This is a genomic window from Pseudomonas sp. (genome assembly GCF_035497915.1).
Lineage (GTDB): Bacteria > Pseudomonadota > Gammaproteobacteria > Pseudomonadales > Pseudomonadaceae > Serpens.
Genome location: NZ_DATJCS010000048.1, coordinates 47,371 through 61,391 on the forward strand (window position 1 = coordinate 47,371; position 14,021 = coordinate 61,391).

Below are 14,021 nucleotides of genomic sequence, written 5' to 3' on the forward strand. Positions count from 1 at the left end.
GAGAGCCTTCGAACACCCGCTGTCCGGCACGGTCAATCGAAGCGGATCGCAACGGAGGAATGCTGTGCATATCGCTGACATGACGATGTTCTACGCGCCGGCCAGCGGCGGAGTACGCACCTATCTGGACGCCAAGCACCGCCGCCTGCGCGCCTACCCCGGCGTGCAGCACAGCCTGCTGATCCCGGGCGACAGCTACAGCCAGCACGACGGCATCTACCGCATCCCCACCCCGCCGCTGCCCTTCGCCAAGGGCTACCGCTTTCCCCTACGCCGCACGCCCTGGCGGAACCTGCTGCGCGCGCTGCGACCGGACCTGATCGAGGTCGGCGATCCCTACCTGACCGCCTGGGCGGCGCTGGACGCCGGTCGGCGCCTGGACGTGCCGGTGATCGGCTTCTACCACTCGGACCTGCCGCGCCTGGTGCGCAACCGCATCGGCCCCTGGCTGGACACCAACCTGGACGCCTACATCGCCCGCCTGTATGGCAATTTCGAGCGCGTGCTGGCGCCCAGCCAGGTGATGGCCGACAAGCTGCGGCGGCTGGGCGTGACGCAGGTGCACGTGCAGCCGCTGGGGGTCGACCTGGACACCTTCCACCCCCGCCACCGTGACGAGAGCCTGCGCCGCCAGCTGGGCCTGGACGACGATACCCGGCTGCTGATCTTCGCCGGACGCGGCTCGCGGGAAAAACACCTGCCGGTGCTGCTGGACTGTGCGCAGCACCTAGGGCGCGCCTTCCATCTGCTGCTGGTCGGCTCCGGCATGCCCACCCGGGTGCCGAGCAATGTCACGGTGATCAACCATTTCTGCCCCGCCGCCGAAGTGGCCCGACTGATGGCCAGCAGCGACGCGCTGCTGCACGCCGGCAATCAGGAAACCTTCGGCCTGGTGGTGCTGGAAGCGATGGCCAGCGGCATCCCGGTGGTGGCGGTGCGCGCCGGGGCGCTGGCCGAGATCGTCCCTACGCACTGCGGACAGCTGTGCCGACCCAACGACGGCGCGGCCATGGCCCAGGCGGTGCGGGCGTTGTTCGAAGGCGACCCCCGGCAGCTGGGCGGCCAGGCCCGCCGGCATGTGGAGCGGCACTACTCCTGGGACTCGGTGGTCGCCGGCCTGCTGGGCCATTACCGCGCCGTGCTGGGCGTCAGCGAGCTACCGGCGGTGGTGCATGGCTGAGCAACACCTGCTGATCGTCCTGCATGACGTGGCGCCCCCCGGCTGGCCACAGTACCGGCCGTTCGTGGAGGCGCTCGACCGCCTCGGTCCGCTGCCGCTGAGCTGGCTGGTGGTGCCCGATTTCCATCACCGCCATCCGCTGCAGGCGAGCCCGCTGCGCGACATCCTCGAACAGCGCCTGGCGCGAGGCGACGAGCTGATCCTGCACGGCTTGTACCACTGCGACGACGAACCGCCACCGCGCGACCCGCGCGACTGGTTCATGCGCCGCGTCTATACCCGCGAGGGCGAGTTCTTCCGCCTCGACGAGCAGCGCGCCGGCGAGCGCCTGGCCCGGGGCATCGAGCTGTTTCAGCGGTTCGGCTGGCCGCTGCAGGGGTTCGTCGCCCCAGCCTGGCTGATGAGCACCGGCACCCGCCGCGCGCTGGCCCACAGCGGGCTGCGCTACAGCAGCGATCCACGCAACCTGCTGTTGCTGCCCGACTTCACCGCGCTGCCCGCCCCCACGCTGGTATGGACCAGTCGCAGCGCCTGGCGACGCAGCCTGTCCCAGGCCTGGTGCGCGGCCCAGCTGCGGCGCTGGCAGCAGGCCCCGGTGCTGCGCCTGGCGCTGCATCCGGAGGATCTGCGCCACCCCGGCGGACAGGCCTTCTGGCTGGCCACCGTGCGCCGTCTGCTCGACAGCGGCCGCATTCCCCTGACCAAGTCGGCCTGGCTGGAGCACTGCAGGACGCAGCGAGCCGCCGCATGAAGCGCGGTCTCTGGCTATTGGGTTGCGCGCTGCTGGCCGCCGCGCTGGTGCCCCTGCTGCTGGGCGGCAGCGGACTGTGGGAGCGGCTGCGCACCTTTCCCCCGGGGCTGCTGCTGGCCATGCTCGGCATGATCCTGCTGGGCTGGAACCTCAACGCACTGCGCCTGCGCCTGCTGCTGGTCGGCCGGCCGATGGGCCAGGGCCGGGCGCTGGGCGTGGTGATGGCCACCGAGTTCGCCATCTGCGCCACGCCGGCCGGCGCCGGCGGCCCACTGACCCTGATGGCGCTGCTGATGCGCCACGGCCTGCGACCGGCCCAGGGCACGGCGATCTTCACGGTGGAACAGCTCGGCGACCTGCTGGTGTTCGCCTGCGCGCTACTGGGCATCCTCTGCTATGCGCTGTTCAACGCGCTGAGTTCACGCCTGGGCTGGATGCTCGGCGCCAGTCTGATCCTGCTCGGCGGCGGCCTGGCGCTGGCCTTGCTGCTGGCCTGGAACCACCGCCGCCTGCTGCGCCTGATCGGTTACCTGCTGGCGCGGCTGGGCGTGCCCTGGCGGCGGCGCGTGCACTGGGGGCGCAAGGTGCTGGGCTTTCGCAATGCCCTGCAGGACAGCCTGCGCCTGCCGCGCCGGGTGCTGCTGGGGGTGTTCGTGCTCACCGCGCTGCACTGGCTGCTGCGCTACAGCGTGCTCTACCTGACCCTGCAGGGCCTGGGCAGCAACCTGCCCTGGGCCTGGACGGTGCTGGTGCAGGTGCTGGCGCTGGGCGCCGGCCAGCTGAGCCTGCTGCCCGGCGGCGCCGGCAGCGCCGAGCTGGCCTCGGTGGCGCTGCTCGCCCCGCTGGTGGGCAAGTCCAGCGCGGCGGCGGCGATCATCATCTGGCGCGGCGTCACCTACTACTTCTACCTGATCGCCGGCGCCCCGCTGTTCCTGCACCTGGCCGGCCGCCCACTGCTGCGCCGGCTGGTGCGCTTTCGGCAGTCGTGACCGCCGCAGGGCTGTTCGAGGCCGGCGCCCACCGGCTTTACGCCGGCCAACGGAGCTTCGGCCGATGCCGAGGTACCCGGTCCCACCAGCGGCCGGCATAAAGCCGGCCCTACAGGGAGACCGGGTAGGAGGGGCTTTAGCCGCGACGCTTTCCCGGCCGGGTAGCGCCGCGTTACTGCGACTTCAAGCCGGACCTGCATCTGTAGGGCCGGCTTTACGCCGGCCAACGGAGCTTCGGCCGATGCCGAGGTGCCGGTCCCTCCCCTATCGGCCGGCATAAAGCCGGCCCTACAGGGGCCAGCGCCCTACCGCTTTGCGCCGAGGAAATTCAGCGCATCCAGGGCGCTGCGTTCGGGAATCTCCTCCATCGGCACATGCCCCACCCCGGCATACACCCGCACCTGCAGGCCCGGCAGGTCGCGCTTCCACAGGGCGACCTGCTCCGGCGCGATCCAGCGGTCCCGGTCGCCCCACATCAGCAGGGTCGGCACGCCGATGCGCGCCACCCGCTCGGGGGTGTCCCTGCGGCTGCGGTTCAGACGCACCAGCAGGCGGAAGATCTCCATCATGGCGCGGCGATTGCCGGGCCGGCGGGTCAGCTCGTAGTAGCGATCGGGCACGCCCGGCTGGATACGGCTGCGATCTCCGTAGACCTCTTTCACGCCCTGGGCGATCAGTGCGCGCGGCATCCACAGCGGCATGGCCCAGGTGGCGCCCGGCAGGCTGGCGGCGGCGATCATCCAGGGAATCCTGCGCATCGGGTAGCCGACCGGATCGAGCAGCACCAGCCGTTCCACCCGTTCGGGCTGTTCCAGGGCGTAGCTCCAGGCGAGATAGCCGCCCAGCGAGTTGCCGACCAGGATCGCCCGCTCGACCCGCAGGTGATCGAGCAGCAGACCCAGCACCTTGCGCATGCGCTCCTCGGAGTACGCGCCGGGCGCCGGGCCGGTGAGGCCGAAACAGGGCAGATCGAAGCGGATCACCCGGTAATGGGGCGAAAAGGCCTTCACCCAGCCGTCCCAGGTATGCAGCGAGGCCACCACGCCGTGCATCATCACCACTGCCGGCTTGTCCGGGTGACCCTCATCGCGGTAGTGCACCGCAAAGCCATCCAGCTCCACATAGCGCGAGCCGCTGGCCGGATGGCCATAACGGGCCTTGAGCGCGGGCAGCGGCAGTTCGCCGAAGCCCAGGCGGGCGACGCCGCTGGCCAGGGGCGGCGTCAGGGTGGAACTGGAAGCGGGCATGACATTCTCCTTGTGAACCGGCGGCAAACGAGGGGCCTCGAATCATTCGGGCCGACCAGCATCACAGCACGGAAAAAACAGCCCATGAGCCCAACCGAAGGACGGGATGACGCTGCCCGCCGGTCTGGATAAGCTGCTCCGCTCCCCGTCACGGATCGACCCATGCCGCGCCTTCACTCCGCACTGCTCGCCCTGTTGCTGCTGCTCGCGCTGCGCCCGCTGGCCGCCACGGAGCTGTACTTCCTCGGCCAGCCGATTCCCGACATCCAGCGGCCCTGGGGCAGCGAGGATTACCGCCGCTTGCTGGACACCCTGCGCACGGTGCGGGACAGCCAGGCCGACGCCCTGCCCCGGCGTGGCGGCGAGTTCACCGGGCCGCTCTACCAGCGCATGGTCGATCCCGAGAACTTCCGCCCGCAGCTGAACATCTACGTGGCGCTGGAGCAGCGGCAGAACGAGGCGCGGGAAACCCTGTCACACCTGCGCGAATTGCTGCGCCTGTATCTGGACTTCACGGTCGCGCGCCAGCCCTACGCCAGCGAGGCGCTGGGGCTGATGAGCCATTCGCTGCGCCAGCAGGCGGTGCTGTTCACCCTGACCGTGGAATTCTGGATGACTCTCTCGGCGGAGGAGCGCCACAGCGCCGTGCGCCTGCAGGGCCTGCGCGACACCAAGGAGGCCGCCGCGCAGCTGACCCGCAGCGCCCTGGATTTCCTGGACATGACCCGGCAGTTCGGCGCCCAGGAGCTGGAGCAGTACGCTGCCGAACTGGCCAGCCAGCTGCCGGAGCTGTTCGTGCACCTGCCGGTCACATCGCGCCGCGAGGTACTGGCGCGGCTGGACAGCCTGGCGAGGGAACACCCGCTGGCCGCGGTGCGCGATCGTCTCGTCGCGTTGCAGCCGACCCTGCAGGCCATCGAGGACGATATGCGCGCCAAGTCCGCCGCAGCGTCGTAGGAGCGGCTTCAGCCGCGAAGCATAGGCCTCACTCCAGCAACCCTAGCGCCTTGGCCCGCGCCACCGCCTGGGTGCGCCGTTCCACCCCGAGCTTGCCATTGATGTGCCGCGCATGGCTCTTCACCGTGTGCAGCGAGATGAACAGCCGCTCGCTGATTTCCTGATTCGAGCAGCCCTGGGCGATCAGGCCCAGCACCGCCCGCTCACGACCGCTCAGCGGCGCGGCCTCGTCGCCCGCCTCGCCCGGCGCAACCGCGGGAACCGGCGTGGCCGGGGCCGATTCCGGCAACAGCGCCAGCAAAGCGCTGGCCAGCGCGGTGGCCGGAAGATCGGCCAGTCGTGCGCGCAGCCAGCGGGGATGACGACGCAGCAGTGGCAGGAACGCCATCAGACAGCCGCCGCGCCCGGACTCCAGGGCGCTGGCCAGCGCGGCGCCGGCTTCCGTCTCGCGAGCGCTTTCCCGCAGCAGCAGGCACAGCTGCACATCCGCGAAGCAGGCGAGCATCAGCGCGCCGCGCCGGCGTGCCTGGCGCTGCAGCTCGTGCAACTGCCGCTCGGCGGCCTCGTCCTGGCCACGCCGCCGGACCAGGGTGGCGCGGCGCAAGCCCAGGTGCAGCGGCAACTGGGGCAGCAGTTCCGGGGCGGCGGCCGGCTGCGCGCCGGCATAGGTGTCGCTCAGACGGGCGAGCCACAGCTCGGCCAGTGGCAGTTGCCCCTGCCCGGCCCAGAGCTCGCACTTCACCAGGGTGACCAGGGCCAGGTAATAGATGGGCGGCACGTCCCAGGCGTGCAGGGTGCGTTCGCCTTCGGCGAGCAGACGGAAGGCTTCGGCGCTGTCGCCGGCCTGCTCGGCCAGGGTGGCCAGCACGCTGTAGCCGATCACCAGGGTCACGTCGCGACAGGCCCGCGCCTCACGGATCCCGGCCTGCAGTCGCGCACGGGCCTGCTCCGGCTGCAAGCGCAGCGCCAGCAGATAACCTTCGTAGAGCATCAGGCGGGCGCGGACCGCATACGGCTTGTGCGGACCAAGGCCCTGCAGACGCGTCAGTCCCAGCCGCACTTCTTCCAGCGCGCGCAGGATTTCCCCACGCGCCTGCAGCACCCGCGCGCGATCGTGATGGGCCAGCGCCTCGAACAGCGGGTTGCCGTGGCGCTGGGCCAGCTCCAGCGCCTGGCGATTGAAGTCGCGGGCGCGCCACAGCACGCCGCGTGTCACCGCCAGGTTGGCCAGGGTGGAGACGCACATGAAGCGCTGCCCGAAGCGGTCGGCCGGCAGGGCGTCCAGGGCTTCGCGGCAATGCCGCTCGGCCAGCGCCACCTCGCCGCGCCCACGGGCGATCATGCCGCTCAGCGCCTGCCACTGCGCCAGCAGCAGCCGCTGTTCACCCGCGCCGCGCGCCGGCAGGAAATGGCCCAGCCGCGCGGCCAGTGCCTCGGCGGCATCCAGCTGACAGGCCATGGTCAGCGCCCAGCCGTACAGCACGATCAGCCGGGGCGAGAGGCCGAGCAGGCTGTCGGGCAGTTCCAGCTTCCAGCGCAGCAGCATGGCGACGTTCTGCTCGCCCAGCAGTTGCTCCTCGGAAAGGTTCTGCACCAGTTCGGCGGCGACGTCGCTGCGCCCGGCGCGCAGCGCCTGCTCCACGGCTTCGACCGGATCGTCCTGCTGGCTGTACCAGCGGCAGGCACGCAGATGCAGGCTGGCCCGGGACACCTCACCGGCGGACGGCGGCTGGCGGCGCAGCAGGTCGCTGAACAGGTGGTGATAGCGGAACCAGCGGCCCTGGTCGTCCAGCGGCACCAGGAAGACCTGGTGCGCCTTGAGGTGTTCGAGAATCGCGGCGCTGTCCGGCTCTTCGCGCAGCGCATCGCACAGCTCGGCGCAGAAGCGCTCGAGGCAGGCGGTCTGGTAGAGGAAGGCCTGTACCGCCGCCGGCTGGCGATCGATCACTTCCTCGAGCAGGTAATCGTGGATCAGCCCGTCGGCGCTCGCCGGGGACAACGGATCGGCGTCCGCCGGGGGCGCGTCCTGGCGGGCCAGCAGCCACAGGCGCAGGCCGGCGACCCAGCCTTCGCAACGCTGCAACAGCAGGTCGCGTTCCTCGTCGCTCAGTTGAGCGCCCTGCCCAGCCACCAGCGCACCGGCTTCCTCGGCGCTCAGGCGCAGGTCCTGCACCTGCAGTTCCAGCAACTGGCGATGCAGGCGCAGCCGGGCCAGGTGCCAGGCGGGCCGCTGGCGGCTGGTGACCAGCAGGCGCACACCGGTCGGCAGGTGGTTGAGGACGAACTGCAGGCAGCTGTCGAGCACCGCACCCTGCGCCAGGTGGTAGTCGTCCAGCACCAGCAGCAGATCCTGGCCCGCGAGGCACGGCTGCAATTCGTCGAGCAGGCCGCTCAGCCAGGTTTCGAAGGCAAAGGGTTGATGCGGCTGGCGCATGCGCAGCAGGGCCAGACCTTCCTCGTACAGGCCGGGGATGTGTCGGCGCAGACCGTCCAGCAAGCGCTCGAAGAAGCGCCCGGGGTCGCTATCGCGTGGCCCCAGATCCAGCCACAGGGTGCGCCAGCCGGGCGGCAGGTGCTCGCAGAATTCACTGGCCAGCGAGCTCTTGCCGAAGCCGGCCGGCGCGCAGATCAGCAACAGACGGCCATCGAGCCCCTGAGCCAGGCGTTCGCACAGCTGCGGGCGGGGTGCATGACCGGCCGGCAAGGGCGGCCGGTAGAAATGCCGCTCCGGTAAGTCCCGGCCGGAAGGCGGGTCACCAGGCAAGGTGAGCACGGTCATGGGGCGATGCGGGCCTCTAGCGACGACCCGGGAAGCCTAGCGCCTTCCGTGGCGATTTGAAAACCGGCCCGGTGGCGGCTTCACGATCAATGCTCATACCAGGAAAAAAAGCCCCGCCGGCGGGCGGGGCAAGGGAGCAAGGGTGGAAACCCGGAGGGAAGCCGTTACTGCCGCACCCATTCCAGGAATGCCTTTCGGCTTTGCGGATCGAGCAGCAGCCACAGCTGCTGCAGGGTGTTCAGGGTGGCGTCGCTGTGCGGCAGGGTCCGCGCGGGGCTGGCCGACGGCCCTGGAACCGGCGCCAGCGGTTCGACGGTGGTGGGTGCGGCGGGCGCGGCGCCCCCGCCAAGCAGCTGCCTCAATGCGGATACTGGCCTGGGCCCTTCGGACGTGGCAATGCGCTCGCCGGTGCGCGTGTTCACCGCCCAGCCGGCGAAGGAATCCCGCATGGCCTGCGCCTCCTGCTGATTGGCCGGCTCCTGGTATTCCAGCTTCCAGACCTCGCCGGCGCGACCGTTCAGGTGGTAACTCGCGCTGCGCGTGCGCACCACTTCGTGGCTGAGACCACCGTCGACGTCGAAGACATTCTTGTAGTAGGCATTGATGCGGTATTCGCCGGGGCGCAGGTGCAGCGAGCGCGTTCCGGTACCGAACCCCGCATTGGCGGTAGGCATTTCCTGGCCGTTGATGCTCAGTACTTCCAGCGCGTCGGGTACTTCAACCACCAGCAGCTGCACGCCAGGCACCTCAGGCCCCGAGTACAGCTTCACATGCGACTGCTGGGCACAACCCGACAGCAATCCGACGAGGGCGACCCAGAATAAACGGCGCATGAAGACTCCTTGGCACGAAGGGCAAATGGGACAGCCCGGAGAATAGGAACGCCTGATTGCAGTTCGATGACAAAAAGCCGGGTTGCTCACGAGGAGCAACCCGGCTGGAGATTTCCGCTCTCGGACGAGATCAGAAGTCGTAGCGCAGGCCCACGGACAGGCCGGAAGCCGTTTCGTCTGCAACACCCGCCGGCGCGTTGGCAGTGCGACCTTCCTTCCAGGGCGTCAGGGTGGTGTTCTTGTCGTTGTTGAGCATGGCGTAGTTGGCATAGACGCGCACCGCCTTGTCCAGCTTGTGTTCGATACCCACGGCCAGCATGTCGCTGTCGCTGTCGTCGGCATCGGCACTGCGCGCCATCCACATGGCCTTGACGGCGGTGTTGGCCGCGACCTTGAGCTCGCCACCCAGACCGTAGACATCGGCCGTCAGTTGATCATTCTTGGCGGCGGTGCCACCCGAGTAATCCACCGTCTGGTAGAAACCAACCAGTTTGAAGGCGCTGGTCAGCTTATAGGCGGCAGCGGCACGGATACCGTCACGCTCTCCGCGGGAAGCATCTTCGCTAACCGCTTCGTAGGCCACCGAAGCCTCGACGGGGCCGCCGGCATAGTTCAGCGACAGGCTGATGCCGTCGTCCTTGTCACCCACGGCGGTGGAGTCTTCATGCACCGAGTAACCCAGCTTGGCGTTGAAGCCGCCGAAGTTCGGGGTGGTGTACTGGATGGTGTTGTCGTAGCGCTCGTCGAAACGGGCATCACCGACGCGGGCCAGGTTCTTCATGTCGCCGACCTGATCGCCGAACAGGTTGGCCGGGCCACGGGCGACCTTGAACGGGCTGTCGAAACGACCCAGCTGGATAGCACCGAAGTTGCCGCTCAGGCCGACAAAAGTGTCGCGGGTGGTAAGCGCATCGCCATTACTGTTGGTGAAATTGATTTCCTGCTCAATCTGGAAGAACGCCTTCAGATTCGGGTTGATCTCATGATTACCCTTGAAACCCAGACGCGAGGAGTTGCTGGAAATATTCAGTTCGGAGTAATCCCCGCCGTCATCCAGCATATCGGCGGACACATGGGCGCGGCCGTAGACAGTTACATCAGCCATGGCTACTGCAGGAATTGCGGCTGCAGCACTGACAACCATTGCAATCAACTTCTTCTTCATCGGAAAAGCTCCATCAGGTTTGTATACGTCCGAGCGACATGAACGTTGCGCTATCGACCGAAGCGGAGTATCCAAACCGGATATGACAGAACCCTTGCTGAAAGATGAAGATTTGAAGTCAGCGGAACTTTTTCACATTTTCAGTAAGCATGTTTTTTCAGGCAAAAAAATGGGCGACCGAAGTCGCCCAAAATGCCTTGCGTGCTCGTTGATCGGGAAGGATCAGTTGCTCTTGGTTTTCTTCGCGTCCTTCCAGATGAAATAGGCGAACCCGGCGCAGAAGACGACGCAGAGTCCGACGATAAGTACGCCTGCAAATACCACTTCATCAATAAACATGTCCGGGCTCCTCACCACGTGCTGGTTGATTGCAGATTGCCAGAGGAGCATCCGCGACCATTGACCCAAGTCAAGTTTGTGACGCCCCGCCCATGCGGCAGGATGCTGCACCTGATCCAGATCAAGGGTGAGACGTGCTGCCACGCGGGCTCGCCCGACGTGCGGGGAACGTCGCCGAAACAATTGGAAACAGAGGGAGACCGGCCCGAACAGGCCGGCGTGGCGCTCAGCGCTTCTTCTTGCCGCCGCCGCGCGGCTTCTTGCCCTTGGGCAGCGGCAACGCCCGCTCGAAGGCCTCGCGCACCTCGTTCAGGCGCTTTTCCTTCAGGTCGTGGATGCGCTTGTCGCGCTCGGCGGCGAAATCGATGGGTTTGTCGGTCATGCGGGTTCGGCTCGTTCAGGCCTTGATGTCCACCCACAAGCCCTTGCGTGGCACGCTCGGGTCCAGGCTGGCCTCAAGGGCTTCCAGGTCTTCCTCGCCTTCGTCGAGGGCCTTCTTGATGCGGTCACGCTCGCGCTGCTGACGCTGCCGGCGTTCCTGTTCCTCGCGCAGCCGCAGGGCGGTTTCCTCAGGGTTGCGCCTGTCCAGGCTGACCGCGCCTTCCTTGCCGGCTTCCTGGGTGGGCACCACAGGCGGAATGTCCGGTTTGGGCTTGGGCGGGTCCTGCTGGCTGGTCACGGGGATCTGGTTGGGCAGGATCGGCGGCAACATGATTATTCTCCTTGTTGTCCAAGCTGTCGGCAGTTGGCGATGCCCCTTTAGCAGCTGCGCACGCCAACTGTGGAATCCCTCTGCGCTTCCGGTACCATACCCGGCTTTTTTCACCAACGGAGACGCGAATGGCGCAGCAGCAGTATCAACCGGGGCAACGCTGGATCAGCGACAGCGAGGCCGAGCTGGGTCTCGGCACCATTCTGGCTCAGGATGGCCGTCTGTTGACCGTACTCTACCCAGCCACCGGCGATACCCGTCAGTACGCGCTGCGCAATGCTCCGCTGACCCGCGTGCGTTTCGCCCCCGGCGACGAGATCAGCCATTTCGAAGGCTGGAAGCTGACCGTGCGCGAAGTCGAGGACGTCGATGGGCTGCTGGTATACCACGGACTGAACGAGCAGAACGAGACCTGCTCGCTGCCGGAAACCCAGCTGTCGAACTTCATCCAGTTCCGCCTGGCCAGCGACCGCCTGTTCGCCGGACAGATCGACCCCTTCTCCTGGTTTGCCCTGCGCTACCACAGCCTGGCCCACCGTGGCCGCACCCTGCAGTCGCCGCTGTGGGGCCTGGGCGGCGCGCGCGCGCAGCCGATTCCGCACCAGCTGCATATCGCCCGCGAGGTGGCCGACCGCATCGCCCCGCGCGTGCTGCTCGCCGACGAAGTGGGCCTGGGCAAGACCATCGAGGCCGGCCTGGTCATTCATCGTCAACTGCTCACCGGGCGCGCCAGCCGCGTGCTGATCCTGGTGCCGGAGAACCTGCAGCACCAGTGGCTGGTGGAGATGCGCCGGCGCTTCAACCTGCAGGTGGCGCTGTTCGATGCCGAACGTTTCGCCGAAAGCGATGCCGACAACCCCTTCGAGGACACCCAGTTGGCGCTGGTCGCCCTGGAGTGGCTGAAGGACGACGACAAGGCTGGCGATGCCCTGCTGGCCGCCGGCTGGGACCTGCTGGTGGTGGACGAAGCCCACCACCTGGTCTGGCACCCCGAGAACGCCAGCGCGGAATACCAGCTGGTCGAGCGCCTGGTCGGGGCGATTCCCGGCGTGCTGCTGCTCACCGCCACCCCCGAACAGCTCGGCCAGGACAGCCACTTCGCCCGCCTGCGCCTGCTCGACCCCAGCCGCTTCCATGACCTGCAGGCGTTCCGCGCCGAAAGCGCGCACTACCGTCCGGTGGCCGAGGCGGTGCAGGAGCTGCTCGACAACGGGCGCCTGTCGGACCAGGCGCACCGCACCATTCATGAATTCCTGGGCGATGAAGGCGAAGCCCTGCTCGCCGCGGTCACCGATGGCGACATCCAGGCCAGCCAGCGCCTGATCCGCGAGCTGATCGACCGCCACGGCACCGGCCGCGTGCTGTTCCGCAATACCCGCGCCGCCGTGCGCGGCTTCCCGGAGCGCGAGCTGCACCCCTATCCGCTGCCGCAGCCCGAGCAATACCAGGACCTGCCTGGCGAACAGGCCGAGCTGTATCCGGAGCTGGGCTATGCCGGCGACGAGGAAGAAGCCCGCTGGTGGCGCTTCGACCCGCGCGTGGAATGGCTGATCGATACCCTCAAGCTGCTCAAGCAGCACAAGGTACTGGTCATCTGCGCCCACGCCGAGACCGCCCTGGACCTGGAAGAAGCCCTGCGCCTGCGTTCCGGCATCCCGGCCACGGTGTTCCACGAGGGCATGAGCATTCTCGAGCGCGACCGCGCCGCCGCCTATTTCGCCGATGAAGAGTTCGGCGCCCAGGTGCTGATCTGTTCGGAAATCGGTTCCGAGGGCCGCAACTTCCAGTTCGCCCATCATCTGGTGCTGTTCGACCTGCCGGCCCACCCGGACCTGCTGGAACAGCGCATCGGTCGTCTGGACCGCATTGGCCAGAAGCACCGCATCCAGCTGCATGTCCCCTATCTGGAAGGCAGCGCCCAGCAGCGTCTGTTCCAGTGGTATCACCAGGCGCTGAACGCCTTCCTGGCCACCTGCCCGACCGGCAACGCCCTGCAGCAGCAGTTCGGCGCCCGCCTGCTGGAACAGCTCAACGGCGGCGACGACAAACCCTGGCAGGCACTGCTCGACGAGGCCCGCGCCGAGCGCGAGCGCCTGGAAGCGGAGATGCACAGCGGCCGCGACCGCCTGCTGGAACTGAACTCCGGCGGAGCCGGCGAGGGCGAGCAACTGGTCGAGGCGATCCTCGAACAGGACGATGAATATGCCCTGCCGATCTACATGGAAGAGCTGTTCAACGCCTTCGGCATCGACAGCGAGGACCACTCCGAAAACGCGCTGATCCTGCGTCCCAGCGAGAAGATGCTGGACGCCAGCTTCCCGCTGGGCGACGACGAGGGCGTGACCATCAGCTACGACCGCGCCCAGGCCCTGGCGCGCGAGGACATGCAGTTCCTCACCTGGGAGCACCCGATGGTGCAGGGCGGCATGGATCTGGTGCTGTCCGGCTCGATGGGCAACACCTCGGTGGCGCTGATCAAGAACAAGGCGCTCAAGCCCGGCACCGTGCTGCTCGAACTGCTGTTCGTCAGCGACGTGGTGGCGCCGCGCGCGCTGCAACTCGGTCGCGTGCTGCCGCCGCTGGCGCTGCGCTGCCTGCTGGACGCCAAGGGCAACGACCTGGCCAGCAAGGTGAGCTTCGAGACCCTCAACGACCAGTTGGAAAGCGTGCCGCGCGCCAGCGCCAACAAGTTCGTGCAGGCCCAGCGCGATGTGCTGAGCCAGCAGTTCAAGCTGGCCGAGGAAAAGATGGCGCCGCGCCACGCCGAGCGTGTCGCCGAGGCCCGGCAGCGCTTCACCGCCGAGCTGGACGAGGAACTGGCGCGCCTCGTCGCCCTGCAGGCGGTCAACCCGAGCGTGCGCGACAGCGAGATCGAGGCGCTGCGTCGCCAGCGCGAGGACGGCCTGAGCTACCTGGACAAGGCCTCGCTGCGCCTGGAAGCCATTCGGGTGCTGGTGGCGGGTTAAGCCGCAGGCGCGCCGACGCGACGACGCCCACCTCCTGTGGGGCCGGCTTTACGCCGGTTGGCAGAGGTGGGCCCGCCACCCAGGCACGCGGTCTCGACTCCGT

12 protein-coding genes are annotated in these 14,021 nt (G+C 68.0%); 5 read left to right on the forward strand and 7 right to left on the reverse strand.

Going from position 1 to position 14,021, the window contains the following annotated elements; genetic code table 11:
- Positions 1-64: 64 nt before the first annotated feature.
- From VL129_RS14320 to VL129_RS14330, 3 genes are read left to right on the forward strand one after another with little or no spacing between them, the layout of a single operon-like run.
- On the forward strand, positions 65-1,180 hold the full coding sequence (locus VL129_RS14320; protein WP_325413826.1) for an N-acetylglucosaminyl phosphatidylglycerol synthase: 1,116 nt from the start codon (positions 65-67) through the stop codon (positions 1,178-1,180).
- On the forward strand, positions 1,173-1,931 hold the full coding sequence (locus VL129_RS14325) for an N-acetylglucosaminyl phosphatidylglycerol deacetylase (RefSeq protein ID WP_325413828.1): 759 nt from the start codon (positions 1,173-1,175) through the stop codon (positions 1,929-1,931). Before VL129_RS14320 ends, VL129_RS14325 begins: the two co-directional genes overlap by 8 nt.
- On the forward strand, positions 1,928-2,920 hold the full coding sequence (locus VL129_RS14330) for a glucosaminyl phosphatidylglycerol flippase (RefSeq protein ID WP_325413830.1): 993 nt from the start codon (positions 1,928-1,930) through the stop codon (positions 2,918-2,920). The genes VL129_RS14325 and VL129_RS14330 overlap by 4 nt, the downstream gene beginning before the upstream one ends.
- Positions 2,921-3,225: 305 nt before the next feature.
- On the opposite strand, the gene VL129_RS14335 is transcribed toward VL129_RS14330, so the two are convergent.
- On the reverse strand, positions 3,226-4,167 hold the full coding sequence (locus VL129_RS14335; protein ID WP_325413832.1) for an alpha/beta fold hydrolase: 942 nt from the start codon (positions 4,165-4,167) through the stop codon (positions 3,226-3,228).
- A gap of 162 nt (positions 4,168-4,329) precedes the next feature.
- On the opposite strand from VL129_RS14335, the gene VL129_RS14340 reads away from it, so the two are divergent.
- Entirely contained in the window at positions 4,330-5,124 is a 795-nt protein-coding gene (locus tag VL129_RS14340; protein WP_325413834.1) for a hypothetical protein, read from the forward strand.
- Positions 5,125-5,152: 28 nt separating this feature from the next.
- On the opposite strand, the gene VL129_RS14345 is transcribed toward VL129_RS14340, so the two are convergent.
- The 6 genes from VL129_RS14345 to VL129_RS14370 all read right to left on the reverse strand — a co-directional run bounded on the left by VL129_RS14345 (position 5,153) and on the right by VL129_RS14370 (position 10,952).
- Positions 5,153-7,903, reverse strand: coding sequence for a winged helix-turn-helix domain-containing protein (locus tag VL129_RS14345; RefSeq protein ID WP_325413836.1), 2,751 nt, complete (start codon positions 7,901-7,903; stop codon positions 5,153-5,155).
- A gap of 164 nt (positions 7,904-8,067) precedes the next feature.
- Complete coding sequence (locus VL129_RS14350) at positions 8,068-8,736, reverse strand: DUF2057 family protein (RefSeq protein ID WP_325413838.1); 669 nt, start codon at positions 8,734-8,736, stop codon at positions 8,068-8,070.
- A gap of 130 nt (positions 8,737-8,866) precedes the next feature.
- Positions 8,867-9,901, reverse strand: coding sequence for a porin (locus tag VL129_RS14355; RefSeq protein WP_325413840.1), 1,035 nt, complete (start codon positions 9,899-9,901; stop codon positions 8,867-8,869).
- Positions 9,902-10,123: 222 nt separating this feature from the next.
- Positions 10,124-10,384 (reverse strand): cytochrome c oxidase subunit CcoM, encoded by a 261-nt coding sequence (gene ccoM, locus VL129_RS17225; protein WP_414705209.1) that lies wholly within the window; start codon positions 10,382-10,384, stop codon positions 10,124-10,126.
- 82 nt (positions 10,385-10,466) lie between these two features.
- Positions 10,467-10,622, reverse strand: coding sequence for a hypothetical protein (locus VL129_RS14365; RefSeq protein ID WP_325413842.1), 156 nt, complete (start codon positions 10,620-10,622; stop codon positions 10,467-10,469).
- A 15-nt stretch (positions 10,623-10,637) separates the two neighbouring features.
- Positions 10,638-10,952, reverse strand: coding sequence for an aspartate-semialdehyde dehydrogenase (locus VL129_RS14370; RefSeq protein ID WP_325413844.1), 315 nt, complete (start codon positions 10,950-10,952; stop codon positions 10,638-10,640).
- Between the two features lie 128 nt (positions 10,953-11,080).
- Here VL129_RS14370 and rapA point away from each other — a divergent pair, with 128 nt between their 5' ends.
- Positions 11,081-13,918, forward strand: coding sequence for an RNA polymerase-associated protein RapA (rapA, locus tag VL129_RS14375; RefSeq protein ID WP_325413846.1), 2,838 nt, complete (start codon positions 11,081-11,083; stop codon positions 13,916-13,918).
- Positions 13,919-14,021: the final 103 nt, after the last annotated feature.

What these genes read in the sequence shown, in the direction of transcription:
- rapA (WP_325413846.1), top strand. Translation starts at nt 11,081, where the DNA reads ATGGCGCAGCAGCAGTATCAACCGGGGCAACGCTGGATCAGCGACAGC.
- VL129_RS14370 (WP_325413844.1), bottom strand. Translation starts at nt 10,952, where the DNA reads ATGTTGCCGCCGATCCTGCCCAACCAGATCCCCGTGACCAGCCAGCAG.
- VL129_RS14325 (WP_325413828.1), top strand. Translation starts at nt 1,173, where the DNA reads ATGGCTGAGCAACACCTGCTGATCGTCCTGCATGACGTGGCGCCCCCC.
- VL129_RS14330 (WP_325413830.1), top strand. Translation starts at nt 1,928, where the DNA reads ATGAAGCGCGGTCTCTGGCTATTGGGTTGCGCGCTGCTGGCCGCCGCG.
- VL129_RS14355 (WP_325413840.1), bottom strand. Translation starts at nt 9,901, where the DNA reads ATGAAGAAGAAGTTGATTGCAATGGTTGTCAGTGCTGCAGCCGCAATT.
- VL129_RS14335 (WP_325413832.1), bottom strand. Translation starts at nt 4,167, where the DNA reads ATGCCCGCTTCCAGTTCCACCCTGACGCCGCCCCTGGCCAGCGGCGTC.
- VL129_RS14350 (WP_325413838.1), bottom strand. Translation starts at nt 8,736, where the DNA reads ATGCGCCGTTTATTCTGGGTCGCCCTCGTCGGATTGCTGTCGGGTTGT.
- VL129_RS14365 (WP_325413842.1), bottom strand. Translation starts at nt 10,622, where the DNA reads ATGACCGACAAACCCATCGATTTCGCCGCCGAGCGCGACAAGCGCATC.
- VL129_RS14340 (WP_325413834.1), top strand. Translation starts at nt 4,330, where the DNA reads ATGCCGCGCCTTCACTCCGCACTGCTCGCCCTGTTGCTGCTGCTCGCG.
- VL129_RS14345 (WP_325413836.1), bottom strand. Translation starts at nt 7,903, where the DNA reads ATGACCGTGCTCACCTTGCCTGGTGACCCGCCTTCCGGCCGGGACTTA.